At 72.3% G+C, this 24804-nt stretch carries 25 protein-coding genes; 16 read left to right on the top strand and 9 right to left on the bottom strand.

Annotated features, from left to right (window positions below; translation table 11 throughout):
- Positions 1-96 precede the first annotated feature (96 nt).
- The 3 genes from ACZ6WH_RS11620 to ACZ6WH_RS11610 all read left to right on the top strand — a co-directional run bounded on the left by ACZ6WH_RS11620 (position 97) and on the right by ACZ6WH_RS11610 (position 4326).
- Positions 97-1728 (top strand): alkaline phosphatase D family protein, encoded by a 1632-nt coding sequence (locus ACZ6WH_RS11620; protein ID WP_469727697.1) that lies wholly within the window; start codon positions 97-99, stop codon positions 1726-1728.
- A gap of 133 nt (positions 1729-1861) precedes the next feature.
- Entirely contained in the window at positions 1862-3208 is a 1347-nt protein-coding gene (locus ACZ6WH_RS11615; protein WP_469727696.1) for a multidrug effflux MFS transporter, read from the top strand.
- Positions 3209-3222: 14 nt separating this feature from the next.
- The gene (locus ACZ6WH_RS11610; RefSeq protein WP_469728012.1) at positions 3223-4326 is read left to right on the top strand and encodes a serine hydrolase domain-containing protein; all 1104 of its coding nucleotides are present in this window, start codon (positions 3223-3225) and stop codon (positions 4324-4326) included.
- Between the two features lie 12 nt (positions 4327-4338).
- On the opposite strand, the gene ACZ6WH_RS11605 is transcribed toward ACZ6WH_RS11610, so the two are convergent.
- Positions 4339-4566 (bottom strand): hypothetical protein, encoded by a 228-nt coding sequence (locus ACZ6WH_RS11605; RefSeq protein WP_399708380.1) that lies wholly within the window; start codon positions 4564-4566, stop codon positions 4339-4341.
- A 73-nt stretch (positions 4567-4639) separates the two neighbouring features.
- On the opposite strand from ACZ6WH_RS11605, the gene map reads away from it, so the two are divergent.
- Together map and ACZ6WH_RS11595 are read left to right on the top strand one after the other, a co-directional pair.
- Positions 4640-5497 carry a type I methionyl aminopeptidase gene (map, locus tag ACZ6WH_RS11600; protein ID WP_399708377.1) on the top strand — a complete coding sequence of 286 codons (858 nt, stop codon included), beginning with the start codon at positions 4640-4642 and terminating at the stop codon, positions 5495-5497.
- A gap of 154 nt (positions 5498-5651) precedes the next feature.
- A complete protein-coding gene (locus ACZ6WH_RS11595) occupies positions 5652-6341 on the top strand; it encodes a biliverdin-producing heme oxygenase (protein WP_469727694.1) in 690 nt (229 codons plus the stop codon).
- Positions 6342-6357: 16 nt separating this feature from the next.
- Here ACZ6WH_RS11595 and ACZ6WH_RS11590 read toward each other — a convergent pair whose 3' ends face one another.
- Positions 6358-7080, bottom strand: a complete 723-nt coding sequence (locus tag ACZ6WH_RS11590) for a PhzF family phenazine biosynthesis protein (RefSeq protein WP_469727692.1) — start codon at positions 7078-7080, stop codon at positions 6358-6360.
- A 249-nt stretch (positions 7081-7329) separates the two neighbouring features.
- Here ACZ6WH_RS11590 and efeO point away from each other — a divergent pair, with 249 nt between their 5' ends.
- From efeO to efeU, 3 genes are read left to right on the top strand one after another with little or no spacing between them, the layout of a single operon-like run.
- On the top strand, positions 7330-8466 hold the full coding sequence (efeO, locus tag ACZ6WH_RS11585) for an iron uptake system protein EfeO (protein WP_469727690.1): 1137 nt from the start codon (positions 7330-7332) through the stop codon (positions 8464-8466).
- A gap of 9 nt (positions 8467-8475) precedes the next feature.
- Positions 8476-9777 carry an iron uptake transporter deferrochelatase/peroxidase subunit gene (efeB, locus tag ACZ6WH_RS11580; RefSeq protein WP_469727689.1) on the top strand — a complete coding sequence of 434 codons (1302 nt, stop codon included), beginning with the start codon at positions 8476-8478 and terminating at the stop codon, positions 9775-9777.
- A 28-nt stretch (positions 9778-9805) separates the two neighbouring features.
- A complete protein-coding gene (gene efeU, locus ACZ6WH_RS11575) occupies positions 9806-10684 on the top strand; it encodes an iron uptake transporter permease EfeU (protein WP_469727687.1) in 879 nt (292 codons plus the stop codon).
- Between the two features lie 12 nt (positions 10685-10696).
- On the opposite strand, the gene ACZ6WH_RS11570 is transcribed toward efeU, so the two are convergent.
- The 6 genes from ACZ6WH_RS11570 to ACZ6WH_RS11545 all read right to left on the bottom strand — a co-directional run bounded on the left by ACZ6WH_RS11570 (position 10697) and on the right by ACZ6WH_RS11545 (position 16609).
- On the bottom strand, positions 10697-11443 hold the full coding sequence (locus tag ACZ6WH_RS11570; protein ID WP_469727685.1) for a bifunctional DNA primase/polymerase: 747 nt from the start codon (positions 11441-11443) through the stop codon (positions 10697-10699).
- A 119-nt stretch (positions 11444-11562) separates the two neighbouring features.
- Complete coding sequence (locus ACZ6WH_RS11565; RefSeq protein WP_469727683.1) at positions 11563-12165, bottom strand: TetR/AcrR family transcriptional regulator; 603 nt, start codon at positions 12163-12165, stop codon at positions 11563-11565.
- A 2-nt stretch (positions 12166-12167) separates the two neighbouring features.
- Positions 12168-13124: a small ribosomal subunit Rsm22 family protein gene (locus tag ACZ6WH_RS11560; protein WP_469727681.1), complete on the bottom strand. Its 957-nt coding sequence runs from the start codon at positions 13122-13124 to the stop codon at positions 12168-12170.
- Positions 13125-13411: 287 nt separating this feature from the next.
- A complete protein-coding gene (locus ACZ6WH_RS11555) occupies positions 13412-14023 on the bottom strand; it encodes a hypothetical protein (RefSeq protein WP_469727680.1) in 612 nt (203 codons plus the stop codon).
- Positions 14024-14147: 124 nt separating this feature from the next.
- Positions 14148-15653 carry a sialate:H+ symport family MFS transporter gene (locus ACZ6WH_RS11550; protein WP_469727678.1) on the bottom strand — a complete coding sequence of 502 codons (1506 nt, stop codon included), beginning with the start codon at positions 15651-15653 and terminating at the stop codon, positions 14148-14150.
- Positions 15650-16609, bottom strand: coding sequence for a dihydrodipicolinate synthase family protein (locus tag ACZ6WH_RS11545; protein ID WP_362207078.1), 960 nt, complete (start codon positions 16607-16609; stop codon positions 15650-15652). Before ACZ6WH_RS11545 ends, ACZ6WH_RS11550 begins: the two co-directional genes overlap by 4 nt.
- 246 nt (positions 16610-16855) lie before the next feature.
- Here ACZ6WH_RS11545 and ACZ6WH_RS11540 point away from each other — a divergent pair, with 246 nt between their 5' ends.
- The 7 genes from ACZ6WH_RS11540 to ACZ6WH_RS11510 all read left to right on the top strand — a co-directional run bounded on the left by ACZ6WH_RS11540 (position 16856) and on the right by ACZ6WH_RS11510 (position 23176).
- On the top strand, positions 16856-17545 hold the full coding sequence (locus ACZ6WH_RS11540) for a FadR/GntR family transcriptional regulator (RefSeq protein WP_432853499.1): 690 nt from the start codon (positions 16856-16858) through the stop codon (positions 17543-17545).
- 218 nt (positions 17546-17763) lie between these two features.
- Positions 17764-18867 (top strand): sialidase family protein, encoded by a 1104-nt coding sequence (locus ACZ6WH_RS11535; protein ID WP_469727676.1) that lies wholly within the window; start codon positions 17764-17766, stop codon positions 18865-18867.
- A complete protein-coding gene (locus ACZ6WH_RS11530; RefSeq protein WP_469727675.1) occupies positions 18864-20216 on the top strand; it encodes an ABC transporter substrate-binding protein in 1353 nt (450 codons plus the stop codon). The genes ACZ6WH_RS11535 and ACZ6WH_RS11530 overlap by 4 nt, the downstream gene beginning before the upstream one ends.
- Positions 20213-21130, top strand: a complete 918-nt coding sequence (locus ACZ6WH_RS11525) for a carbohydrate ABC transporter permease (RefSeq protein ID WP_469727674.1) — start codon at positions 20213-20215, stop codon at positions 21128-21130. Before ACZ6WH_RS11530 ends, ACZ6WH_RS11525 begins: the two co-directional genes overlap by 4 nt.
- Complete coding sequence (locus tag ACZ6WH_RS11520; protein ID WP_469727672.1) at positions 21127-21972, top strand: carbohydrate ABC transporter permease; 846 nt, start codon at positions 21127-21129, stop codon at positions 21970-21972. The genes ACZ6WH_RS11525 and ACZ6WH_RS11520 overlap by 4 nt, the downstream gene beginning before the upstream one ends.
- A 76-nt stretch (positions 21973-22048) precedes the next feature.
- Positions 22049-22780, top strand: coding sequence for an NADPH-dependent F420 reductase (npdG, locus tag ACZ6WH_RS11515; RefSeq protein ID WP_432853487.1), 732 nt, complete (start codon positions 22049-22051; stop codon positions 22778-22780).
- Between the two features lie 150 nt (positions 22781-22930).
- Positions 22931-23176: a hypothetical protein gene (locus ACZ6WH_RS11510; protein ID WP_469727671.1), complete on the top strand. Its 246-nt coding sequence runs from the start codon at positions 22931-22933 to the stop codon at positions 23174-23176.
- A 99-nt stretch (positions 23177-23275) separates the two neighbouring features.
- Here the strand turns inward: ACZ6WH_RS11510 and ACZ6WH_RS11505 are convergent, their stop codons facing one another.
- Positions 23276-24064, bottom strand: coding sequence for a site-2 protease family protein (locus ACZ6WH_RS11505; protein WP_432853481.1), 789 nt, complete (start codon positions 24062-24064; stop codon positions 23276-23278).
- 91 nt (positions 24065-24155) lie between these two features.
- On the opposite strand from ACZ6WH_RS11505, the gene ACZ6WH_RS11500 reads away from it, so the two are divergent.
- Complete coding sequence (locus ACZ6WH_RS11500) at positions 24156-24644, top strand: DUF6578 domain-containing protein (protein ID WP_469727669.1); 489 nt, start codon at positions 24156-24158, stop codon at positions 24642-24644.
- Positions 24645-24804: the final 160 nt, after the last annotated feature.

The following is a 24804-nucleotide window of genomic DNA, read 5'->3' as shown; positions in this document are numbered from 1 at the left end:
TGCGTCGTACATCGGATGCCACGGCGCCGTCCCCTGCCTCTGCAATCACTGCTGACAACGAGAAGTCCGGGAACACTTCAGGCAGGGCAGGGGCAGATGACTCAGCACTCCCAGCACGACCAGCAGTTGCGGGCCGCGGCCGAGCACCTCGGCCGCCGTCGCTTTCTCACCGCCGCCGGGGCCGCCGCGACGCTCGCCTTCGCGACCAACCTGCCGTTCGGCGGCGCGGCGCACGCCGCCGAGGCGGACGCCAAGCGGCTCTCCGAGGACCCCTTCACGCTCGGCGTCGCCTCCGGCGACCCGCTCCCCGGCTCGGTCGTCCTGTGGACGCGGCTGGCGCCCCGCCCGTACGAGCCGGGCAACGGCATGCCGGACGCGCGGGTCGCGGTCCGCTGGGAGATCGCGCACGACGAGAAGTTCCAGCGGATCGCGGGCCGCGGCAAGGCCGACGCGCACCCGGAGTTCAACCACTCCGTACACATCGAGGCGACCGGCCTCGGCCCGGACCGGGTCTACTACTACCGCTTCCGCGCCGGCGACTGGATCAGCCCGGTCGGCCGCACCCGGACGGCCCCGGCGCGCGGCGCGCAGCCGCAGAGCCTGCGTCTGGCGGCCGTCTCCTGCCAGGCGTACCACGACGGTTACTTCACCGCGTACCGGCACCTCTCCGAAGAGGACCTGGACGTCGTCTTCCATCTCGGCGACTACCTCTACGAGTACCCGGTGAACGCCGTCGGCGGCGCCCGCAACTACACCGACCGCACGCTGCCCGCGCTCTTCAACAAGGAGACGGCCACGCTGGAGGACTACCGGCTGCGGTACGCGCTCTACAAGTCCGACCCGGACCTCCAGGCGGCCCACGCGGCGCACCCGTTCATCGTCACCTGGGACGACCACGAGGTGGAGAACAACTACGCGTCCGACGTCAGCGAGGACGAGCTGCCGCCGGCCGAGTTCCTGGCCCGCCGTGCCGCCGGCTACCGCGCGTACTGGGAGAACCAGCCGCTGCGCCGCCCGCAGCAGCCCAGCGGCTCCGACATGCAGCTCTACCGCCGGGTGCAGTACGGCCGGCTCGCGCAGTTCGACATCCTCGACACCCGGCAGTACCGCTCCGACCAGGCGTACGGCGACGGCTGGCACGCGCCGGGCCCGGAGTCCACGGACAAGAGCCGGACGCTGACCGGCGCCACCCAGGAGCGCTGGCTGATCGACGGCTGGCGCGGCTCCAGCGCGCTGTGGAACGTCGTGCCGCAGCAGGTCACGTTCTCGGAGCGGCGCTCCGTTCCCGGCGACGCCTACAAGGTCAGCATGGACTCCTGGGACGGCTACTCCGCCTCCCGGGACCGGGTGCTGGCCGGTGCCGAAGCCGCGGGTGTGGACAACCTCGTGGTCCTCACGGGCGATGTGCACGTGCACTACGCGCTCGACATCAAGAAGGACTTCGCCGACCAGGACTCGCGGACGCAGGGCGTGGAGTTCGTGACCACCTCCATAGCCAGCGGCAAGGACGGCGCCGACAAGCCCGCCAACTGGGACGCCTATATGTCGGCCAACCCGCACATGAAGTTCTACAACGGCCGCCGCGGCTATGTGACGGTCGAGCTGGACCAGGAGAAGGCGCGCGCGGACTACCGGACCGTGTCCGCCGTGACCACCCAGGGCGCGCCCGTCACCACCTCGGCGTCCTTCGTCTCCGAGGCGGGCGACCCGGGGCTGAAGCCCGCCTGACCCGGGCCCGTACGAACCGCCCGACCGGGGCCGTACGAAGGCCCGCACGAAAGGGACCGGCGTACAAAAAGGGGCCGGAGTCCGCGCGGACATGACACCATGGTGCGTACATCTACAAACCATGGAGACACTCATGTCGGACCCCGGCCCCGCCACGGCCGAGAGCCATCAGAGCCGCCCCAGTCCCCGAATACCCGTCGCGAGCGACGGACCGGCGCCTGCTCCCGCCGCCGTCGCCGCCCGCCGCACCGGCCTCCTCGTCACTCTCATCCTGGGCGGCCTCACCGCGGTGCCGCCGCTCTCCATGGACATGTACCTGCCGGCCCTGCCGGCGGTCACCCAGTCCCTGCACAGCCCCGCCGCCACCGTCCAGCTGACCCTCACCACCTGCCTCGCCGGCATGGCCCTCGGGCAGATGGTCGTCGGCCCGATGAGCGACAAGTGGGGACGCCGCCGCCCGCTGCTCATCGGCATGGTCGTCTACATACTGGCCACGGCCGTGTGCGCGGTCGCCCCCAACGCCGAGTTCCTGATCGCGGCCCGGCTCGTCCAGGGCCTGGCCGGCGCCGCCGGCATCGTCATCGCCCGCGCCGTGGTCCGCGACATGTACGACGGCGTGGCGATGGCCCGCTTCTTCTCCACCCTGATGCTGATATCCGGCGTCGCGCCGGTCGTCGCCCCGCTCCTCGGCGGGCAGATCCTGCGGGTCACCGACTGGCGCGGCGTCTTCGTCGTGCTCACCGTCATCGGGGTGCTGCTCACCCTCGTCGTCTGGCGCAAGCTGCACGAGACCCTGCCGCCGGAGCGCCGGCACGCGGGCGGCCTGGGCGCCGCGCTGCACACGATGCGCGGGCTCATCACCGACCGGGTCTTCGCCGGGTACCTGCTGGTCTCCGCTTTCGCCTTCGCCGCGCTCTTCGCGTACATCAGCGCCTCCCCGTTCGTGATCCAGGAGATCTACGGCGCCTCGGCGCAGACCTACAGCATGCTCTTCGGCATCAACTCCATCGGTCTGGTCCTGCTCGGCCAGATCAACGGAAAGGTGCTGGTCGGACGGGTCTCGCTGGACAAGGTGCTGGCGGTCGGACTGGGCCTGATCACCCTCGCCGCCGTCGCGCTGCTGCTGATGTCCGCCGGCGTCTTCGGGCACGTCGGCCTGGTGCCGATGGCCGCCGGGCTGTTCGTGCTGATGGCCTCGATGGGCCTGGTCATGCCGAGCACCAACACCCAGGCGCTGCTGCGCACCTCGCACGCGGCCGGCTCCGCCTCGGCCCTGCTCGGCACCTCCACCTTCCTCATGGGCGCGGTGGCCTCCCCGCTGGTCGGCATCGCGGGTGAGGGGACGGCCGTGCCGATGGCCGTCGTCCAGTGTTGCTGTGCACTTCTGGCGGTCGCGTGCTTCCTGGGACTGTGCCGTCCGTGGCAGCGTAGGGAGGAGTCCACGGAGGACGGCACGAACCGCGAAGGGAACCGGCTCTGAACGCACCCGCACCACTGCGCCACGGCACCCCCGCTCAGGCGGGGCTCGATCCGGCCTGGACCCGGCGGCTCGTCGCGGAGATCCGCGCGCTTCCCGAAGGGCCCGCTCCCTGCTGCGCGGGCGTCGTGGCGGTGGCCGGGCGCGGCCCCGTCGTCGCGGTCGAGGAGGCCGCCGGGTGGGCGCTGCGGTACGGGTCGTACGACGTGGACCGGGGGCGCGGGGTGCCGCTGGCCCGCGAGCGGTGGGAGCCGGTGCGGGCCGGCACGGTCTTCGACCTCGCGTCGCTGTCGAAGCTGTTCACGGCCATCGCGGTGCTCCAGCGGGTGGAGCGCGGGGCGCTCGGCCTGGACGATCCGGTGGCCCGGCACCTGCCGTCCTTCGCCCCTGCCGTAACGATCCGCCACCTGCTCACCCACACCTCCGGGCTGGCGGCCGAGCTGCCGCTGTACGACGGGCCCCTCACCGGGGACGACCGGCTCGGGCCGCTGTGGGCCGAGGCCGCCGGCGCCGTACCGGGCCCGTTCCGCTACTCCGACCTCGGCTTCATCACGCTCCAGCTGCTGCTGGAAGCGGTCGAGGGGGAGCCGCTGGACACCCTCGTCCGGGACGGGATCACCGGCCCGCTCGGCATGATCAGCACCTCGTACGGGCCGCTGGCGCCGGCCGGGGTGGCCGCCACCGAGGCCGAAGCACTGCTCAAGGCCCGGCGGCCCTCCTGCGCGGGCGGTGTGGTGCGCGGCGAGGTGCACGACGAGAACGCCTACGCGCTGGGCGGCGTCGCCGGGCAGGCCGGGCTCTTCGCCACGGCCCAGGACCTCGCGGTGCTCTGCCGGGCGCTGCTCACCGGGGGCGGACCGGTCCTGCGCCCGGAGACCGTGGACCTGATGCTCGCCCCGCCCGGCCTGGGCTTCCGCGTCGCGCAGCCCGGCTTCATGGGCGAGCTGGCGGAGCGCGGCGCGGCGGGGCACACCGGCTTCACCGGCACGAGCCTGGTGCTGGACCGGGCCTCGGACACGTTCTTCGTGCTGCTGACGAACGCGGTGCACCCGCGCCGCGGCGGCGAGCCGGTGCCCCGGGCCCGGCTCGCGACGTATCTGGCGCGCGCTTCGGCGGGCTGACCGCCGGGACGCTCAGGATCCGCCGTCCCCGGCCTTCTTGTCGGTCCAGCGGGAGTCGTTCTCCCACTCGGCGTTCCGCTCCCGGGCCGTCTCCATCGCGTGCGAAGCCTCCTCGCGGCTCGCGTACGGGCCCATGCGGTCGGCCGCCCGGCATTCCGGGCCCTCCTCGACGGTGCCGTGCTTGAGGCAGTAGTACCACTCACCGGGCTTTCCTGCCGTACCCCGCTTGAACAGTGCCATCCCGGCCTCCTCCGCCAGTGGGCGCCTTGCCTGACGCCATCCTGCCCGATGGCTCGCGGATACACTCGCTGGCATGTCTGGCCAGTCTCTTCTTGTCCCGGGGACCATCTCCCCGCAGCGCCCCGTCCCCGCCTCCATCCCGCGCCCCGAGTACGTCGGCAAGCCCGGGCCCACCCCGTACACGGGCCCCGAGGTGCAGGACGCCGACACCATCGAGCGGATGCGCGTCGCGGGCCGGATCGCGGCCCAGGCGATGGAGGAGGCGGCCAAGCTCATCGAGCCGGGTGTGACCACCGACGAACTGGACCGCGTCGCGCACGAGTACATGTGCGACCACGGTGCCTACCCCTCCACGCTCGGCTACCGCGGATTCCCCAAGTCGCTGTGCTCCTCCGTCAACGAGGTCATCTGCCACGGGATCCCGGACTCCACCGTCCTGCAGGACGGCGACATCGTGAACCTCGACGTCACCGCGTTCATCCACGGCGTGCACGGTGACAACAACGCCACCTACCTCTGCGGCAACGTCGACGAGGAGTCCAAGCTCCTGGTCGAGCGGACCCGCGAGTCGCTGAACCGCGCCATCAAGGCCGTGAAGCCGGGCCGGCAGATCAACATCATCGGCCGGGTCATCGAGTCCTACGCCAAGCGCTTCGGCTACGGCGTCGTCCGCGACTTCACGGGCCACGGCGTGAACACGTCCTTCCACTCCGGCCTGATCGTGCCGCACTACGACAGCCCGCACCACACCACCGAGATCAAGACCGGCATGACCTTCACGATCGAGCCGATGCTGACCCTGGGCAGCTACGACTACGACATGTGGGAGGACGGCTGGACGGTCGTCACGAAGGACCGCAAGCGCACCGCGCAGTTCGAGCACACCCTCGTCGTCACGGACAGCGGCGCGGAGATCCTCACGCTGCCCTGAGCGGAGATCCACGGGCTGCCCCGAACCAGGGGACTTCGGGCGCGGTCACGGGTAGGCTCTTACCGACAGGCTGTCGGGAACTGGTTGACTTAGGTAAGCCTAAGTTGCCACAATCGGTTCCCGGCCGCTACCCATCGGTCCTTGGAGGCCCGCCATGGACGCGCACAGCTCCGCCCTGCCCACGCCCTTCTCGACGCTGATCCGCACGGCGTCGCACGAGGCCCACACCGAGGCGGAGAACTCCTCGTTCATGGGCGACATGCTCGGCGGGCGCCTCGGTGTCACGGCGTACCGCCGCTACACGGAGCAGCTGTGGTTCGTCTACCGCGCCCTGGAGCGGAGCGCCGACGCCCTCGCCGCCGACCCGGTCGCGGGCCCCTTCATCCGCCCGGAGCTGACCCGCACCCCCGAGCTGGAGCGCGACCTCGCGCATCTGGCCGGGCCCGGCTGGCGCGAGGCCGCCCGGCCGCTGCCGGCCACCGAGGCGTACGCGGCCCGGGTCGCCGAGTGCGCCCGCGACTGGCCGGCCGGCTATGTCGCGCACCACTACACCCGCTACCTCGGCGACCTCTCCGGCGGCCAGATCATCCGCGGTACGGCCGAGAAGACCTGGGGCTTCGCGCGCAAGGGCGACGGCGTCCGGTTCTACGTCTTCGAGGGCATCGGCAACCCGGCCGCCTTCAAGCGCGAGTACCGCGAGCTGCTCGACGCGCTGCCCGTCGACGACCTGGAGAAGCACCGGGTGGTCGACGAGTGCAAGAGAGCGTTCGCGCTGAACACCGCGGTCTTCCGCGAGCTCGGCGAGGAGTTCGGCGGCGACGGCCGCAGCCCGCTGAGCGCCTGAGGCGGGTACGGCGCCGCTAGCCGAGCTGCCGTACCTCGCGGAGCGCCACCCGCCCGCCGAGGTCGATCCACCCGCCGGCCGCCGGCCGCGTGATGATCTGTGAGCCGCGGCCCTGGCGTACGTCCAGGGCGCGGCCCAGCTGGTGCGTGAGCTGAAGCGCCGCGGCGCCCGTCGCCTCGTCCTCCACGATCGTCCCGGTGCGGGCGCCGGCTCCACGGGAGCGGCCGGCGCCGCGCTCCTCGGCACGGCGCGGAAATCCCCGCGCCCGTACCCGTCCCGCCGCCTCGTCGGCCCAGGCCCACGCGTACAGCCACCCCTCGCCCGGCGGTGGCGCGGGCAGCGCTTCCACCTCGGCGGCCGAGGCGTACTCCCGTGGCGTCCGCCCCGTGGCCCACTCCGCGTGGCCGCGCACCCAGGTGATCTCGCCGTCGTACCGCACCGCCACGTCCCCGGCCGGCGGCCGTAGCACGTCCACGGGCTCCCCGAGGTGCCGCAGCAGCCAGGCCGTGCCGACCAGCGGATGGCCCGCGAACGGCAGCCGCAGCGCGGGTGTGTAGATGTCGACGGCGCCGCGCCCGGCGTCGTCGACGAACACCGTCTCGCTGAACCCCAGCTCCCCGGCGAGCGCCTGCCGCGCCTCCCGGCCGGGCACCGCGCCACCGTCCCGCACCACCCCCAGCGGATTCCCGCCCCCGCCGCCCGGCCCGCAGAACACCCGCACCACATGAAGATCGGTCATGGGTCCATTCAAAAGGGGTCCGAGATCATCGGGCCCATCGACCCTTACCTTGACCAGCGCATTACCAGGCCATTGCCCCTTGCTGGGAGGCCCGTTATGCCCCCGTTCTCCGTGAGAGAGGGATCACTGGACAGTCGGGTTGCGTTCAGGTAAGCCTCAGATAAGTTAGGCGCGCCTTAGTAAGAGACAGACGCGCGCCGGACCCGTCCCCCCTCGTCCGAGCGCCGCCCGAGCCTGCCTGGAGCCCGCATGCGAGCACTCCGCTCCGCCACCATTGCCGCGATCACCGCGGCCGCCGCCCTCACCGCCGCCGGCTGCGCCGCGAAGAGCGACGTCGCGGGATCGGGGAAAGCCGGCGCCGTGCAGGTGACGGCGTCCGACGACGCGTGCAAGGTGTCCCGTACGAAGCTCCCGGCCGGGCATGTCCGGCTCGCGGTCGAGAACAAGGGCAGCAAGGTCACCGAGGTGTACGTCTACGCGCCCGGCGACCGCATCGTCACCGAGCGGGAGAACATCGGCCCCGGCACCAAGGCGGCCATCACCGCCGAGGTGAAGGCCGGTTCGTACGAGATCGCCTGCAAGCCCGGCATGAAGGGCGACGGCATCCGGCAGAAGATCACCGTCACCGGCAAGGGCGCCGCCGCGCAGCGGAACCCGAAGCTGGACGCGGCGGTGGCCGACTACCGCAAGTACGCGCAGCAGCAGGCCGACGAGACGCTGCCCAAGGCGGAGGAGTTCGCCGAGGCGGTCAAGAGCGGTGACCTGGCGGCCGCGAAGAAGGCGTACGCGCCGTCCCGCGTCGGCTGGGAGCGCACCGAGCCGGTCGCCGAGTCCTTCGGCGACATCGACCCCAAGGTCGACGTCCGCGAGGACGGCCTGGAGGACGGCCAGAAGTGGACCGGCTGGCACAAGCTGGAGCAGTCCCTGTGGGAGAAGAAGAAGATCTCCGCGGCCGACAAGAAGCTCGCCGACCGGCTGATCAAGGACCTGAAGGACTGGCAGCAGCGGGTCGGCAAGGCCGAGATCACCCCCACCAGCATGGCCAACGGCGCCAAGGAGCTGCTGGACGAGGTCTACACCGGCAAGGTCACCGGTGAGGAGGAGCGCTACAGCCACACCGACCTGGTCGACTTCCAGGCCAACGTCGAGGGCGCGCAGAAGGCGTACGAGCTGCTGAAGCCGGTCGCGGGGAAGAACGACCCGGCCCTGGTCAAGGAGCTGGACAAGCAGTTCGAGGCGATCGGGAAGCAGCTGGACGAGTACCGCGAGGGCGACGGCTTCGTCGCCTACGACACCGTCTCCAAGGGCGACCGCAAGGACCTGTCCGACGGCGTGAGCGCGCTGGCCGAGCCGCTGTCGAAGCTCGCCGCCGCCGTGGCCGAGTAGGAGGACCCCATGGCAGCACCGGAATCCGAGGAGATCACCCGGAGCACGGAGGAGGCCCGGGACACCGCCCCGCGCACCCCGTCCCGCCGCGCGCTGCTCGGCTGGGGCGGCGCCGGGCTGGCGCTCGGCGCGGTCGCGGCCGGCGGTACGGCCGCGGCGCTGAACACCGGCGACGACCCCGCGCCGGCCGCCGGGAACGCCGTACCCTTCCACGGCACCCACCAGGCCGGCATCGCCACCGCCGTCCAGGACCGCCTGCACTTCGCCGCGTTCGACGTCACCACCGACGACCGGGAAGCGCTGACCGACCTGTTGAAGGAGTGGACGGCCGCCGCCGCACGGATGACCGCGGGGCGGCCGGTCGGCGAGGGCGCGGTCGGCGGCCTCGCCGAGGCACCGCCGGACGACACCGGCGAGGCGCTGGACCTCAAGCCGTCCCGCCTCACCCTGACCTTCGGCGTCGGCCCGTCGCTCTTCGAGAAGAAGGGCGAGGACCGCTTCGGCCTCAAGGACCGGCGGCCGGCGGCCCTGATCGACCTGCCGGGGTTCCCCGGCGACAACCTCGAAGCCGCCCGCAGCGGCGGCGACCTGTGCGTCCAGGCCTGCGCCGACGACCCGCAGGTCGCGGTGCACGCGATCCGCAACCTCGCGCGCATCGGCTTCGGCAAGGTCGCGGTGCGCTGGTCGCAGCTCGGCTTCGGCAAGACCTCCTCCACGACGCCGGACGCGCACACGCCGCGCAACATGTTCGGCTTCAAGGACGGCACCCGGAACATCGCGGGCACCGACACCGCCGCGCTCGCCGCGCACGTGTGGGTGGGGGAGCGGGACGACAAGGGCGCCGGGGCGTGGATGACCGGCGGCTCGTACCTCGTCGCGCGCCGCATCCGCATGCACATCGAGACCTGGGACCGCACCTCGCTCAAGGAGCAGGAGGACGTCTTCGGCCGCAGCAAGGGCGAGGGCGCCCCCGTCGGCAGGCAGCGGGAGTTCGACGCGCCGCACCTGAAGTCGATGCTGCCGACCGCACACGTACGGCTCGCGCACCCCGACTCCAACAGCGGCACCCGCATCCTGCGCCGCGGCTACTCCTTCACCGACGGCACGGACGGCCTGGGGCGGCTGGACGCGGGGCTGTTCTTCCTCGCGTACCAGCGGGACGTACGGGACGGCTTCGTGCCGCTGCAGACGAACCTGGCGCGCCACGACGCGCTCAACGAATACATCCAGCACGTGGGTTCGGCCGTGTTCGCCGTCCCGCCGGGCGTCCGCGACAAGGACGACTGGTGGGGCCGGACGCTCTTCGCCTGACTTCCGTCGCACACGAGAGGGAACCGACGTGTTCGGCAACTATCTGATCGGCCTGCGCGAGGGGCTGGAAGCCGGCCTTGTCGTCTGCATCCTCATCGCCTACCTGGTCAAGACCGACCGCCGCGACGCGCTGAAGCCCATCTGGCTCGGCATCGCCACCGCCGTCGTCCTGGCACTCGGCTTCGGCTGCGCGCTCCAATTCGGCTCGCAGACCCTGACGTTCGAGGCGCAGGAGGCGCTCGGCGGCTCCCTGTCGATCATCGCGGTCGGCCTGGTGACGTGGATGGTCTTCTGGATGCGGCGCACCGCGCGGCACCTGAAGGCCGAGCTGCACGGCAAGCTCGACGCCGCGCTTGCGATGGGCACGGCGGCGCTCGTCCTCACCGCCTTCCTCGCGGTGGGCCGCGAGGGCCTGGAGACCGCGCTGTTCGTCTGGGCGGCGGTGCAGGCGAGTTCGGACGGTACGCCCAAGCCGCTCGTCGGCGTCGTGCTCGGCCTGCTCACCGCCGTACTGCTGGGCTGGCTGTTCTACCGCGGCGCGCTGCGGATCAACCTGGCGAAGTTCTTCACCTGGACCGGCGGCATGCTCGTCGTGGTCGCCGCCGGCGTCCTCGCGTACGGCTTCCACGACCTCCAGGAGGCCCGCTTCGTCCCGGGCCTGGGCAGCAAGGCGTTCGACATCAGCGCGCAGATCCCCGCCGACAGCTGGTACGGGACCCTGCTCAAGGGCGTCTTCAACTTCCAGCCCGACCCCACGGTCGTCCAGGTCGTCGTCTGGTGCCTCTACCTGATCCCCACGCTCGTCCTCTTCCTCGCCCCCGGCAGGGCCGCGCCCCGTGCCGCGGAGGCCGCCGTCCCGGGTGCCCGTGGCGAGGACGACCGCGAGCGCGGCGCCGTCGAAGGCTGAGGCCGGCCGGGGTCAGCGGCCGATGGGCCAGGCCGCCGACTCGTGCTCGTGCTCGTGCTCGCCCGCGTACGTGGCGCAGGCGTCGGTCAGCGCCTCCAGGAGGGACAGCGGGTCCGGCAGCGGGCGCTCCGGGCCGCGCAGCCAGGACACCGGCGGCTGGTCCCCGCCGAGCCGGGAGGGCGGCAGCAGGACGTAGCTGCCGCGGCAGTGCCAGCGCAGGCCCGGATGCTCGTCCATCGTCTCCGGATGGCAGTCCAGCTCGCACGGCCACCACTCGTCCTCGTCGTCCGGGGTGCCGCGGGTGGCGGTGAAGAACAGCATCCGGCCCTGGCCGTACCCGGCGCCGCTCAGCGCGACCGGGCCGACCTCGACGCCCTCGCCCTCCAGCCGCTCCAGGGCCGCCCGGCCGGCGTCCAGCGGCACGTCCAGCACGTCGTGGGCGATGCCGGTGGCGGTGACGAAATTGGCCTGCGGGTGCTTTCGCAGCCACTGCTGGACCTTCTCGCGGTCGGTCGTGGCGACCGTCTGCCAGCCGAAGGAGACGGGGTGCCGGCCCGGAGTGGGACAGCCGATGCGTTCACAGGAACAGCCGTAGCCGGAGGGGTGCGCCGCCGGGGCCAGCGGGAATCCCGCGTCGGCCGCTGCCAGCAGCAGGTCCTCGCGGCCGCCGCCGGCCGCGGATCCCGTGTCCGTATCGACGCCGTCCGTACCGCTCCTCGGCCGGCGCAGCCACTGGGAGAACCTGCTCTTGCGTTCCATCTATCCCCTCACTTCGAGCGGTGGTCTGGGATCAATGCTGCCACCATCCTCCTCCTGGGGTGACCGGAGCGGAGATTCGGGGTGTACGGGACGCGTTGTAAAGGGGGCGCACCCGGCGCTCAAGAGGGGCGCGGACGGAAGCCCGCGAGCGCCGTATCGACAAGGCTGTCGGTGAACGCGTACGTCAGTTCGCCGGTCCGCATGAGCCAGCGCTGTGAGAAAGGACTCAGCAGCATCTCCGCCGCGATCCGCAGATCGACCCCGGCCGCGATCTCCCCGGCCTCCTGCGCCACCCGCAGCCGCTCGACGTAGACCCGCACGCCGGGCTCCAGCAGCCGCTCGACGAAGCGCGCCGAGAGCTGCTCGTCGGCCGCGCCGGCGACCGCCAGCGCGCGGTACGGCGCCTGGAAGGCCGGGTCCCGGAACTCGTCCACCGTGGCCCGCAGCACGGCCTTCAGATCCGCCGCGAGGTCCCCGGTGTCCGGCAGCCCGGCCGCGTGCCCCTCGGCCTCCCCCTCCGCGGTGAAGGCGTCCAGCAGCACATCGGCCTTGGAGGGCCACCACCGGTAGATCGTCTGCTTGCCGACGCCGGCCCGGGCGGCGATGCCCTCGATCGTGAGCCGCTGGTAGCCGACCTCACCGACCAGCGAAAGAGCGGCATCGAAGATCGCCCGCCGCGAGCGCTCACTACGGCGCGCGGCGTCCGGGGCCTTCCTGTCCACGCCTACTCCTCACCCGGCACGGTGCCACCCCACGAGGCGTCCCGCGCCGCGCGGTAGACGGCCCCCTGCCGCTTGGTGACCGTACGCCGCCCCAGCCCCTCGGCCGTGCACACGTCCAGCAGCACCTGCCCCTTGCGCAACTGCGGCTTCCGCACGATCCGGGCCGCGGCCGGCTCCGCCGCCACACGGGTCGCCGCGACGTACGCGTACTTCTCGTCCTCGTACGGCAGCGATCCGCCCTTCACCTGCCGGTGCAGCGAGGACCGGTTCACCCGGGCCGAGAAGTGGCACCAGTCCTCACCGGGCGTGATCGGACACTCCGCGCTGTGCGGGCACGGCGCCACGACCCGCAGCCCCGCCGCCACCAGCTGCTCGCGGGCGGCACGGATGCGCGCGTACCCGTCCGGGGTGCCCGGCTCGATCAGTACGGCCGTACCCGCCTGCCCCGCGGCCGCCACGACCGCCTCCCGGTCCCCGGCCGTCAGCTCGCCGAGCACGTACGAGACGGTCACCAGGTCGGTGTCCTCCGGAACGACCAGCCCCGCGCCGATCACCCGACGCTCCCAGCGCGTCTCCGACAGCTGCCCCTCGGCCAGCTCCCGGCCGAGCGCGAGGGCCGGCTCGGCCCAGTCCCACACGGTCGTCCGCAGCCCCGGCCAGACATCGGCCGCCGCCCAGGCCGCCGCGCCCGTACCGCCGCCGATGTCCAGGTGCGAGCCGGGCGCCCAGCCGGGCACCCGCGCCCCGAACTCCACCAGCGCGGCCCGTACGGCCTCGAACGTCGCGGGCATCCGGTACGCGGCATACGCGGCGACGTCCGCCCGGTCCCGCAGCACCGGCGCGTCGGTCGGCGTACGCCCCCGGTAATTGGCGATCAGCCGCTCCACGGCCGCCGAGGCCTGCTTCGCAGGCAGCCCGTCGAGAAGCCCGCCCAGGGCCCCGCGCAGTTCTTCGTGCATTTGAGGAATTCTACGGTGAGCGAACAGCTCACCGTGTGGCGCAGACCCCAGTGGACGGGGAGCCGGCATACGACGGGAGGGGGCGGGCCGGAGCGGGTGGGGTACCGGACGTAAAGCGAAGCAGTCCGGTACCCCACCCGCGGAGGACCGTCACCGCCACCACCGACGACAGAGGCGCCCCGCACCACCGACGACAGAGGCGCCCCGCAGCACCGACGACAGGGGCGCCCCGCACCACCGCAAGCCGGGCAAGCCGGTCACTCGCCCCCCCGCCAAAGGCGGGCCCGTCACCACCGAGCCGGCGGCGGCGCGGTCAACTGATCCGCAAGCCGGGACAGCCGGTCACGGAACCGCCGATGCCGCCGCGGAGCCGGCAGGCTGTTCTCCCCGGCAGCCGCGCTCACCAGATGCTGCACGGTGTCCAGGTCCAGATCGGCGGGCACCGCCGCCAGCGGCACGGACAGCGCGTCGTGCGCCAACGCCCCCAGCTCCCGGTCGCCCGAGTCCAGCGCCAGCACCGTCGCACCGTTGCGCCGCGCGTCGTGCACCCGCTCCAGCAGCCCGCCCCCCGGCGCTTCCGGTGCCACGACCAGCAGCGTCTCGCCCCGCCGCGCCGTCTCCAGCCGCCCGAGCCCCACCGACAGATGCGCCGGGACGCCCAGCGGCACCCGGTGCCGCACCAGCGTGGGGGAGAGCTCCGGCAGCCCGGACCAGGCGGCCTCGTCGTCCAGGTGCGCCGCCAGGTGCCACGGCTCGTACTCCGCGCTGCCGACCAGCAGCAGCCCGCCGCCGTGCGGCGCGACGGACGCCCGCAGCGATCCGGCGAAGCGGCGGGTGGCCTGGATCCACTCGGTCCCGGCGAGCACTTCACGCAGCAGCGCGACACGTACGGCATCCATGCCGGCATCCTGCCGCCGCACGCGCAGCGCCGCCGCACCGTTCGAACACCGTCACCCGTACGAGGCGTGCCCGCGCGGGACGGGGCAGCGGGCCCCAGCCCGTGCGGGACGGGGCAGCAGGCCCCTACGCCTGCTGCCGGACGTCGTCGGCAGCACCCGCCCCGGGCCCCTCCACCGCCGACTCCTCCGCCGCCAGGTGGTCGCGGGGGGCTTCGGGGTCGAGGAGGCGGTTCAGGCGGGCCGGTACGTCGAAGCCGACCAGCAGGACGACCAGGACCGTGCCCGCGAAGGTGAGCAGCGCCAGCGAGCTGCCCAGCGAGCGGCCCTCGGCCAGGCTCGCGCCCAGTACCGGTGCCACCGCGCCGCCCAGCGCCCCCACGTTGTACGTGAAGCCCAGGCTCGCGGCGCGGCTCTCGGTCGGGAAGTGGCCGCCGATGTAGCGGGGGAGCAGGCCGGAGATGCCGAAGCTGAGCGCCTGCAGGACGAAGAGCAGGGCGCCGAGGACCAGCAGGCTGTCGCGCGCGGCGAAGACCGGGAAGACGAAGACCAGCGAGGCGAGCAGGGTGAACGCGTACGCCTTCTGCGCCCCGATCCAGTCGCCGACGAACCCCGCCAGCCAGCAGCCCGCCATGGTGCCGAAGCCGGCGAAGAACAGCACGTTGGTGACCTCGCCGGGCGAGTAGTGCAGCTCGGTCTTCAGGTACGTCGGCAGCAGCGCCTGGATGGGCCAGGTGTAGAGGAAGGCGACGAAGACGGTGACGATCAGGGAGAGGTACAGCAGCCACCCGCGGCGCCCGCCGAGCTGGACCGCGAGCCCGCCGAGGGCGAGCGTCGCGACCACGGCGAGCACCGGTATCGCGCCCGCGCCCACCGGCGTGAAGACGCCGAAGAGGGCGAGCGTCGCGACGACCGTGAGCACGGTGTTGGCCGTGGCGCGGAGCGGAGAGGCGAACAGCGGCCGGAAGGGGTTCGGCCGTGTCTCCCGCTCGGCGACCGTCGCGCTCCACTCCTCGGCCTCCGGCAGGGCCCGCCGTACCCACAGCGCGATCAGGATCGGTGCCAGGCCGATGTAGAACATCCAGCGCCAGCCGAGCGCCGGCACGACCCACTTGTAGCACTCGGCGGCCAGCACCGAGCCCATGGAGAAGCCGGAGATCAGGAAGCCGCTGGCCCGCCCGCGTACCCGGGACGGCCAGCTCTCCAGCACGTACGTCGCGCTGGCGCTGTACTCGCCGGCCATGCCCATGCCGATCAGCAGCCGGGCCACGAAGAGGCTGGTGTAGTCCCAGGCGAAGCCGCACGCGAAGGTGCCGAGGGAGTAGAGCAGGATGCTCGCGACCATCGACGCCTTGCGGCCGAAGCGGTCGCCGAGCGCGCCGAGGGCCGCGCCGCCGAGCCAGCGGGTGATGAAGGCACCGGAGATCAGGCTCGCGCCCTGCACGGTGCTCAGCTCGAACTCGGCGCTGATCTCCGTCAGGACCAGGGTGATCAGTACGAAGTCGAAGCCGTCGAGGACGTACCCGATCCAGGCGGCGAAGAAGGCCTTCCAGCGGGCCGGGGTGACCTCCCGGTACCAGGGCAGGGCCGCGCCCTTGGACGCCGGGCCCGCCGGCCGCGCCGGGCCGGTCATCGGACCGGCTCCAGGCCGGCGGCGGTCAGGTGACGGGCGACCTCGGCGACGGCCTCGGGGCCGAGGGGGAGCTGCGGCGCCGCGGTGGCGGGGTGGCCGATGACGCCGAGCAGGTGCAGGGCCGCCTTGAAGGAGCCCAGCGCGGAGGAGCTGCGGCCCATCTCGGCCTCGGGCCCGGCGTCGACCATGCCGAAGAGCGCGACCAGCCGCTCCTGCTCGGCCGCTGCCGCCGCCCAGTCGCCCGCGCGGCAGGCGTCGTAGAGGCGGACGTACGCGGCGGGGTCGACGTTGCCGATGCCCGGGACCACTCCGTCGGCGCCGGCGAGCAGCGCCGCGTCCACGGTCAGCTCGGAGCCCGTGAGGACGGCGAAGCCGGGCGCCGGGCCGGTGCGCCGGCCGTCCCGGCCGCCCAGTTCGACGAGGAGCCTGCGCAGCCCGCCCTCGTCGCCGCTGCTGTCCTTGAGCCCGGCCAGTGTGCCGTCCTCGGCCAGCTCCCGGACGAGCGCGGGGGAGAGCTTGCTGTGCACCGCCACCGGGATGTCGTACGCGAAGAGCGGCAGGTCCACGGCGGCCCGGAGCGCGCGGAAGTGCCCGGCGATCTCCTTCGGGTGCGTACGGGTGTAGAAGGGCGCGGTGGCCACCAGCGCGTCGGCGCCCAGGCCCGCCGCGGTGCGGGCGTGCTCGACGACCCGGGCGGTGGTGGTGTCGATGACGCCGGCCAGTACCGGCACCCGGCCGTCCGCCGCCTTGAGCACGGCTTCCAGCGCCGTGGCCCGCTGCGCGTCGGTGAGGTAGGCGACCTCGCTGGTGGAGCCGAGGGCGAAGAGACCGTGCACGCCGCCGTCGACCAGGTGCTCCACCAGCCGCCCGAGGGAGCCGGTGTCGACCTCGCCGCGCGGGTCCAGGGGGGTGCAGACCGGCGGTACGACACCGGTCAGCGGGGTGGGCAGTGCCATGACGGGCTCCAGGCGGTGTGGTGCGGGACCGCCGGCCGAGATCCGGTGACGAAGGGAAGAACGGCCGGCGAACAACGGGAACGGCAGGTGATCGGACGTTGGACATGGGATGTCCTATGTCTGGGTCACAATAGACCCGCAGCGAAGGGATCGGTCAAGAGGTCGCGGGGCAGGTCACCCGCCCCGCCGCCGGTCCGGGAGCGGGGTCCGGTCGTGGCCCCCGCGGGGAGACGGAGAGGCAGACACATGGCGCGCGGCACGATGTCCGAGGGGGTCCAGGCACAGATCAAGCGGCTCATCCTGCGGCGGAAGCTGGTGCCCGGCGACCCTCTGCCCACCGAGGCCGAGCTGGTCGAACTGCTCGACGTCAGTCGCAACTCCGTCCGCGAGGCGCTCAAGGCGCTCCAGGCCATGCGCATCGTCGAGATCCGGCACGGCTTCGGCACGTACGTCGGGTCGCTCACCCTCGACCCGCTCGTGGAGGGCATCGCCTTCCGGGCCGCGGTCCGCCACCACCAGGGCGAGGCCGGCCTGTACGAGCTGATGGAGGTCCGGGAGGCGCTGGAGGCGGGGCTGGTCGCGTCGGTCGCGCGCAGCCTGCCCGCCGAGGACCTGGCCGTCCTGCGCGGCCTGGTCGACCGGATGGAGAAGGAGGCGGCGGCCGGCCGGGTGGAGAGCGCCACCGACCGGGCCTTCCACCTCGCGCTGTACCGCTCGCTCGGCAACCACCTGCTCAGCGAGGTGCTGGACGCCTTCTGGGACGCGCTGCGCCGGGTCCGCAAGGATCTGGACGACAGCAGCCAGGATCCCGACGTGACCTGGCGTCAGCATCGGGAGATCGTCACCGCACTGGAGACGGGTGACGGCGACCGCGCGGTCGAGGCGATGCACCGGCACTTCGACGGCATCCGGGAGCGCCTGAAGAGCATCGCGTAACGGGCCGGAGGGCGGTGCGCTCCGCAAAGCCCGCCATGGCCCGCCCCCTTGCGTACAGCCGCGGTTCACCCGCAGTTCCCCTCGATGTGGCATCCGCGCGAGGCGGGCGACACGGGCCATGTCGGGTGCCTTGACGCCCCGTTGGGCGCTCCCTATGGTCGCCGCAAGACAAGGGACGTCCTACGTCTGGTCGTTGCATCCGGCCGTTAGGGGCTGTCGTGGCGTACGAGACTTCGCAACCCTTCCAGGCCGGTTCCGGTGGTTACGCCAGTTACCGCATCCCGGCCGTGGTCGTGACCGGGCCCGGCACCCTGCTGGCCTTCGCCGAGGGGCGTGTCGCCTCGGCGTCCGACACCGGCGACATCGACCTCGTCCTCAGACGCTCCACCGACGGCGGCCGCACCTGGGGCCCGCTCCTCGTCGTCGACCACAACGGCACCGGCACCGCGGGCAACCCGGCCCCCGTCGTGCTGCACAGCGGCCCGCACACCGGCCGCACCGTCCTGGTCCACGTACGCAACGCGGGCACCGCCACCGAGGGCGCCATCCGGCGGGGCGAGGTGTCCGCCGCCGACGGCCGCCGGGTCTGGATCCAGCACAGCGACGACGACGGCACCACCTGGAGCACCCCGCGCGAGATCACCGCACAGACCAAGCGCGCGGACTGGCGGTGGTACGCCACGACACCCGGGCATGCGCTCCAGCTGCGCCACGGCCCGTACGCCGGCCGGCTGGTCGTCCCCGGCAACCACTCCCTCGCCCCCACCGTGCCCGGCGACACCGGGGCCGAGGGCCGCTACGACGGCGGCCACGCCCTGCTCAGCGACGACTCCGGCGAGAACTGGCGGATCGGCTACACCGACTCCAACCCCAACGGCTACATCAACACCAACGAGACCACCGCGGCGGAACTCCCCGACGGCCGCCTCTACTTCAACGCCCGCAACGACTCCGACGCGCCCGGCACCCGCGTCGACGCCTACTCCGCCGACGGCGGCGCACGCCTGGAGAGGCCCTTCCGGTCCCAGGCCGGCCTCGCGGCCCCCGTTGTCGAGGGCAGCGTGCTCCACCTCGGCACCCCGGACGTGCTGCTCTTCTCGTCCCCCGCCGACCGCGAGTCGCGCGCCCTGATGACCGTGCGCGCCAGCCGGGACCGGGGCCTGACCTGGTACGACGCACACACCGTCAGCGGCCTGCCGGCCGCCTACTCCGACCTCGTGCGGATCGATCCCGACACCGTCGGACTGCTCTACGAAACCGGCGACTTCAGCGCCTACTCGACGATCACCTTCCGCCGCATCCCCGTGGAGGAGCTGGCATGAGGACGAACGACACGACCCCTTCGGGCGGCACCCGCCGCAGATCCGTGCTCGGCGGCGCGGCGGCCGTGGCCGCCGGCTTCGCGCTGGCCGGGTGCGGAGACGGCACCGACGACGAGAAGGCCGCGCCCAAGGAGCGCAAGAAGGGCCAGAAGATCACCCTCACCTTCTGGTCCTGGGTCCCCGGCATCGACAAGCCCGTCGACCTGTGGAACAGCAAGAACCCCGAGGTCCAGGTCCAGGTCGAGAAGGTCTCGGCGGTCAACGGCGCCCAGTACGCCAAGATGCACGCCGCCATCAAGGCGGGCAACCCGCCCGACCTCGGCCAGATCGAGTTCCCCGTCGTCCCCAGCTTCCTGCTGGACAACGGGCTGCTGGACCTGACGACCGTGGGCGGCGAGCGGTACAAGAAGCAGTTCGTCGGCTGGCAGTGGCAGCAGTCCGTCTTCGGCAAGGGCGTCTACGCCGTACCCCAGGCCTCCGGCCCCATGGGCCTCTTCCTCCGCCAGGACCTCTTCGACAAGTGGGACATCGAGCCGCCCGCCACCTGGGACGACTACGAGGCCGCCGCCAAGAAGATCCGCAAGAAGGGCGCCTGGATCGAGACGTTCGCGCCCACCAACGGCAACCGCTTCGCCGGATACGCCTGGCAGGCCGGCGCCAAGTGGTACGCCGCCGACGGCGACACCTGGACCGTCGCCCTCGACGACGAACCCACCCGCAAGGTCGCCGACTACTGGGAGGGACTGGTCAAGCAGAAGCTGATCAAGACCATCCCGGACCGCCAGAACGCCTGGTACAAGGACATCCAGACCGGCGCGATCCCGGCCTGGCTCGGCGCCAGCTGGGGCGACGCGCTGCTCGTCGGCAACGCGCCGGACACCAAGGGCAAGTGGCGCGCCGTACCGCTGCCGCAGTGGACGAAGGGCGCGGACGCGCAGGCCAACTGGGGCGGCTCGACCACCGCGGTGTTCGCCGGTGCCACCTACCCCGAGGACGCGCTGGACTTCGCCGTCTGGCTCAACACCGACCCCGAGGCCATCGCGCTGCTCATCGAGGGCGGCTACGGCTTCCCCAGCGCGAAGACCGGCTACCGGACCACCGACCTGGACGTGCACAAGGAGTTCTTCGGCGGCCAGGCGTACAGCAAGGTCTTCAAGGAGGCCGGCGACCACGTCGACACCAGCTGGCAGTGGGGCCCCGGCGTCGACACCCTCTACCAGCGGCTGGGCGACGCCTTCACCGAGGCGCTGAGCAGCGGCGACTCCTTCCGCTCGGTGCTGAAGAAGGTCCAGGCGCAGACCGTGAGCGACCTCAAGGGCAAGGGCCTGAAGGTGGAGAGCGGCGGGTGAGACGGCCGACCCGTACGGAAGCCCGCAACGCCCGCGCGGCCGCCGGCTTCCTCGTGCCCTTCCTCGTGCTCTTCCTCCTCTGCTTCATCGCGCCCATCCTGTACGCGGTCCGGCAGAGCCTGCACAAGACCGAGCGCACCGGGCCGCTGGGCCTCGGCGGCGCGGAGCGCGAGGTCTTCACCGGGCTGTCCAACTACGCGCAGGCGCTCGCCGACGACCGCTTCCTCTCCGGCTTCGGCCGGGTGCTCCTCTTCGGTGCCGTGCAGATCCCGCTGATGATCGTGCTGGCGACGGTCCTCGCGCTGCTCCTGGAGAGCGCGAGCGCCCGCTGGGTGACGTTCTTCCGCAGCGCGTTCTTCCTGCCGTACGGCGTGCCCGGCGTGATCGCCTCGATCCTCTGGGGCTTTCTGTACGTCCCCGGCATCAGCCCGCTCGTGAAGATGGGCGAAGCGGTCGGCTGGGACGTGGACTTCCTCTCCCGCGGCACCGTCCTGTGGTCCATCGCCAACATCGTCACCTGGCAGTTCACCGGCTACAACATGCTCGTCCTGATCGCCCAGCTCAAGGCCGTCCCCCAGGAGCTGTACGAGGCGGCCCGCATCGACGGCGCCAACGCCCGCCAGGTCGCCCTCCACATCAAGATCCCGCTCATCCGCCCCGCACTCGTCCTGACCTGTGTCTTCTCCATCATCGGCACGCTCCAGCTGTTCGCCGAGCCGATGGTGCTGCGGCCGCTTGCCTCGTCGATCGACTCCGGCTACACGCCCAACCTGCACGCCTACAGCGAGGCGTTCGTCGGCAACAACCAGCACCTCGCCGCCGCCGAGGCGGTCCTGCTCGCGCTGGTCGCCTGCGTCCTGTCGTTCGGCTTCCTGCGGCTGGTCGGACAGCGGGGGAAGGGGGACGGCCGATGACCCCCTCGGCGCTCCGCTACCGCATCATCACCTTCGCCCTGCTGACGATCGCCGCCGTCTACTTCCTCGTACCGGTCTACTGGCTGGTGGTCTCCGCCACGAAGAGCAGCGGCGACCTCTTCGGCAGCTTCGGCTTCTGGTTCGCGAACCCGCGTCCGCTCCAGTACCTCGGGGATGTGCTGACGTACGACAACGGCATCTACGTCCGCTGGTTCGCCAACTCCCTGCTCTACGCGGGCATCGGCGCGCTCGCCGCTACGCTGCTGTCCGCCGCGGCCGGCTACGCGCTCGCGAAGTTCCCCTTCCCGGGCCGGGAAGTCCTCTTCAACGTCATCCTGGCCGGCGTGCTGATCCCCGGCACGGCGCTCGCCCTGCCGCTGTACTTCCTGTTCAGCGGCTTCGGCATGTCCAACACCTACTGGTCCGTGCTGATCCCCAGCGTGGTCAGCCCGTTCGGCGTCTACCTCTGCCGGATCTACGCGGCCGCCGCGGTGCCCGACTCGCTGCTGGAGGCGGCCCGGATCGACGGCGCGGGGGAGGGGCGGATCTTCGCGGGGCTGGGCCTGCGGCTGATGACCCCGGCCCTCGTCACCGTCTTCCTGTTCCAGTTCGTGCACATCTGGAACAACTACTTCCTGCCGCTGGTGATGCTCTCCGACTCCGACCTCTACCCGATCCAGCTGGGCCTGACGTCCTGGACCGGCTACGCCGACCGGCAGCCCGAGCTGTACCAGTACACCGTCGGCGGCGCGTTCCTCTCCGTCCTGCCGCTGATGATCCTGATGACGGTGCTCCAGCGGTACTGGCGCACCGGGCTCACCGAGGGCAGCGTCAAGGCGTGATCAGGCGGGGGACCGTGATCATCGGCACGCCGCGCCCCGCTGCCCGGTGCGGACGGGGCGTGCCAGTATCGCTGTCATGACTACTCCTGACGACGCACGGCCCGTGAATGTCGCGACCGAAGCCAAGAAGGCGCTCCAGCGGGACCCCTGGGACCTGCCGGACGTGTCCGGGCTGGTGATCGGTGTACTCGGCGGCACCGGGGACCAGGGCCGGGGGCTGGCGTACCGGTTCGCCCGCGCCGGGCAGAAGGTGATCATCGGCTCGCGTGCGGAGGAGCGGGCCCGGACCGCCGCCGAGGAGCTCGGCCACGGTGTGGAGGGCGCGGACAACGCCGAGTGCGCCCGCCGCTCGGACGTGGTGATCGTGGCGGTGCCCTGGGACGGTCACGCCAAGACGCTGGAGTCGCTGCGTACGGAGCTGGCCGGCAAGCTCGTCGTGGACTGCGTGAACCCGCTCGGCTTCGACAAGAAGGGCGCCTACGCGCTGAAGCCGGAGGAGGGCAGCGCCGCCGAGCAGGCCGCAGCGCTGCTGCCGGAATCCCGGGTGACCGCGGCCTTCCACCACCTCTCGGCCGTGCTGCTGCAGGACCCGGAGATCGCCGAGATCGACACGGACGTGATGGTGCTCGGTGAGAAGCGGGCCGACACCGATGTCGTGCAGGCGCTGGCCGGCCGCATCCCCGGCATGCGCGGCGTCTTCGCCGGCCGGCTCCGCAACGCCCACCAGGTCGAGTCCCTGGTCGCCAACCTCATCTCCGCCAACCGCCGCTACAAGGCACACGCGGGACTGCGGCTCACGGACGTGTGAGGGCAGGGGCGGGCCGGGCCTCCGGTCCGTACGACGGGGCGGCGGGCCCGGTCTCCGGGCCGGGTGGCGGGCCGGAGACGGACGGAGCGGGGCATGGGGGACACTGGAGGGGACCGCAGTACCGCAGTACCCCGACAGGAGCCCCGTCTCATGCCCGCCCTGCCTCCGTCCGGCCCGGCCCGGCGTCTCGCCGTCTTCGCCCTCGTCGTCTGCGTGCTGGCGGTCGTCGCTGCCGTCGTGTCCTTCGTGTCGGGCAACCTCATCGGCATCGCGTGGGTGCTGATGGCGGGCGTCTCCAGCAACATGGCGTGGTTCTACGTGCGCCGGGCCAAGATGGAGCGCGCGGCGGCGGAGGAGCAGGCCGCGGCCCAGGCGGAGACCCGGGCACAGGGCTAGGACTCGGGACGGGCGACCCGGGCCCCGGCACGGGCGACCCTGGCCCCGGGACAGGAGCCGGGCCAGGCCCCTGAGCGGGGGCTCGCCGGGCCGTCGGCGTCAGAAGACCTGCGGCTCGCCCTGCCAGAAGCGGAAGAACTCCTGCCCGAGGTAGGAGTCGAGGTCCGAGACGCCCAGCGCTCCCAGGATCGCGTGCACCGCTTCAAAGAACACCTGGTTCACCCCCGGCACCCACAGCAGTCCGAACACCGCGATCAGCCCGAAGGGCGCGAACGGCTCGACCTGCCGCCGCACGCCGTACGGCAGCCACGGCTCGATCACGCCGTACCCGTCCAGCCCCGGCACCGGCACGAAGTTCAGGATCGCGGCCGTCACCTGGAGCAGCGCCAGGAACGCGAGCGCGTACCGGAACGGCTTCGGCACGCCGTCCATCGCGCCCAGCCAGAAGGGCGCGGTCACGACGGCCGCGAACAGGATGTTCGTCAGCGGGCCCGCCGCCGAGATCAGGCTGTGCCGCCAGCGGCCCCGGATCCGCCCGCGCTCGATGAAGACGGCGCCGCCCGGCAGCCCGATACCGCCCATGATCACGAAGATCACCGGCAGCACGATGCTGAGCAGCGCGTGCGTGTACTTGAGCGGGTTGAGCGTCAGATAGCCCTTGGCGCCGATCGAGATGTCGCCGCTGTGCAGCGCCGTACGGGCGTGCGCGTACTCGTGCAGGCAGAGCGAGACGATCCACCCCGAGACCACGAACAGGAACACGGCGAAGCCGGTGTTCGCGGCCAGCCTCCCCGTCCACACGGCCCAGCCCGAGACCGCCATGACGGCGACGAGCGCGAGGAAGACGGGACTGACGCGCTGCTCCGCGCGCCGGACTGCGGTGGTCATCGTGCGGTGCTCCTGAGGGGGAAGGGAGTGGGGCGGGTCGTACTCGGAAAACGACGAGCGTGATGCGGGTAGTTCCAGGCAGTCTGGTCGCATGCCCGGTCCCGAGTCCGCATCCGCCATGGACGTCCCTCCCCCGCACACCGCCGACGATGCACGGCCCGCCGCTTCCCGTCCCCGCGAGGCCGGTGGCGACATCCGGCGGGTGTGTTACGAGGACTGGGAGATGGAGTGCTGCGGCACCCCCTTCGCCGTGGGCGACCGGGTCACCTGGACGCTGGGCCCCGTGACGGACCCCCTGTGGGACTGGCGGGTGAACAACCACTGTGACGCGCACGGTGGCCCGGCCTCGGTCACCGGCCGGGTCCGCTCGATCCAGCTCGTCACCCAGGGCTACCGCCGGCCGCCGGGCACCCGTACGTACGAGCCGGTGCCCGGCGGGCGAAGCCTGCGCCCGGTCCTCAGCTGCCCGAAGTGGTTCGCCCGCGGCCGGTCCGGGGCGGACGACCGGCCCGGCCACCGCACGGACGAGATCGGCGCCCTGGTGGAACTGGAGGTGGCTCCGCCGGGCGACGGAGGATGACGGGACGACGGGGACGACGGGGACGACGGGGACGACGGGGACGACGGGGACGACGGGGACGACGGGGACGACAGGGCTGACGGGGCTGGCAGGGCTCACGGGGAAACGGACACGGGTGGGGACAGTGGTGGGGGTTGGGCGAGGCGGCCGGGCCGTGGAC

The sequence above is a fragment of the Streptomyces sp. NPDC050806 genome, from assembly GCF_055586425.1.
The sequence above is the reverse complement of the archived record's forward strand: the minus strand, read 5'-3'. Positions and strand labels throughout refer to the sequence as shown.

Bases quoted from the DNA above. Each gene is read 5' to 3' on its own strand.
- ACZ6WH_RS11620 (WP_469727697.1), top strand. From the start codon at position 97: ATGACTCAGCACTCCCAGCACGACCAGCAGTTGCGGGCCGCGGCCGAG.
- ACZ6WH_RS11615 (WP_469727696.1), top strand. From the start codon at position 1,862: ATGTCGGACCCCGGCCCCGCCACGGCCGAGAGCCATCAGAGCCGCCCC.
- ACZ6WH_RS11605 (WP_399708380.1), bottom strand. From the start codon at position 4,566: ATGGCACTGTTCAAGCGGGGTACGGCAGGAAAGCCCGGTGAGTGGTAC.
- map (WP_399708377.1), top strand. From the start codon at position 4,640: ATGTCTGGCCAGTCTCTTCTTGTCCCGGGGACCATCTCCCCGCAGCGC.
- ACZ6WH_RS11595 (WP_469727694.1), top strand. From the start codon at position 5,652: ATGGACGCGCACAGCTCCGCCCTGCCCACGCCCTTCTCGACGCTGATC.
- ACZ6WH_RS11590 (WP_469727692.1), bottom strand. From the start codon at position 7,080: ATGACCGATCTTCATGTGGTGCGGGTGTTCTGCGGGCCGGGCGGCGGG.
- efeO (WP_469727690.1), top strand. From the start codon at position 7,330: ATGCGAGCACTCCGCTCCGCCACCATTGCCGCGATCACCGCGGCCGCC.
- efeB (WP_469727689.1), top strand. From the start codon at position 8,476: ATGGCAGCACCGGAATCCGAGGAGATCACCCGGAGCACGGAGGAGGCC.
- ACZ6WH_RS11570 (WP_469727685.1), bottom strand. From the start codon at position 11,443: ATGGAACGCAAGAGCAGGTTCTCCCAGTGGCTGCGCCGGCCGAGGAGC.
- ACZ6WH_RS11560 (WP_469727681.1), bottom strand. From the start codon at position 13,124: ATGCACGAAGAACTGCGCGGGGCCCTGGGCGGGCTTCTCGACGGGCTG.
- ACZ6WH_RS11555 (WP_469727680.1), bottom strand. From the start codon at position 14,023: ATGGATGCCGTACGTGTCGCGCTGCTGCGTGAAGTGCTCGCCGGGACC.
- ACZ6WH_RS11550 (WP_469727678.1), bottom strand. From the start codon at position 15,653: ATGACCGGCCCGGCGCGGCCGGCGGGCCCGGCGTCCAAGGGCGCGGCC.
- ACZ6WH_RS11545 (WP_362207078.1), bottom strand. From the start codon at position 16,609: ATGGCACTGCCCACCCCGCTGACCGGTGTCGTACCGCCGGTCTGCACC.
- ACZ6WH_RS11540 (WP_432853499.1), top strand. From the start codon at position 16,856: ATGGCGCGCGGCACGATGTCCGAGGGGGTCCAGGCACAGATCAAGCGG.
- ACZ6WH_RS11530 (WP_469727675.1), top strand. From the start codon at position 18,864: ATGAGGACGAACGACACGACCCCTTCGGGCGGCACCCGCCGCAGATCC.
- ACZ6WH_RS11520 (WP_469727672.1), top strand. From the start codon at position 21,127: ATGACCCCCTCGGCGCTCCGCTACCGCATCATCACCTTCGCCCTGCTG.
- npdG (WP_432853487.1), top strand. From the start codon at position 22,049: ATGACTACTCCTGACGACGCACGGCCCGTGAATGTCGCGACCGAAGCC.
- ACZ6WH_RS11510 (WP_469727671.1), top strand. From the start codon at position 22,931: ATGCCCGCCCTGCCTCCGTCCGGCCCGGCCCGGCGTCTCGCCGTCTTC.
- ACZ6WH_RS11505 (WP_432853481.1), bottom strand. From the start codon at position 24,064: ATGACCACCGCAGTCCGGCGCGCGGAGCAGCGCGTCAGTCCCGTCTTC.
- ACZ6WH_RS11500 (WP_469727669.1), top strand. From the start codon at position 24,156: ATGCCCGGTCCCGAGTCCGCATCCGCCATGGACGTCCCTCCCCCGCAC.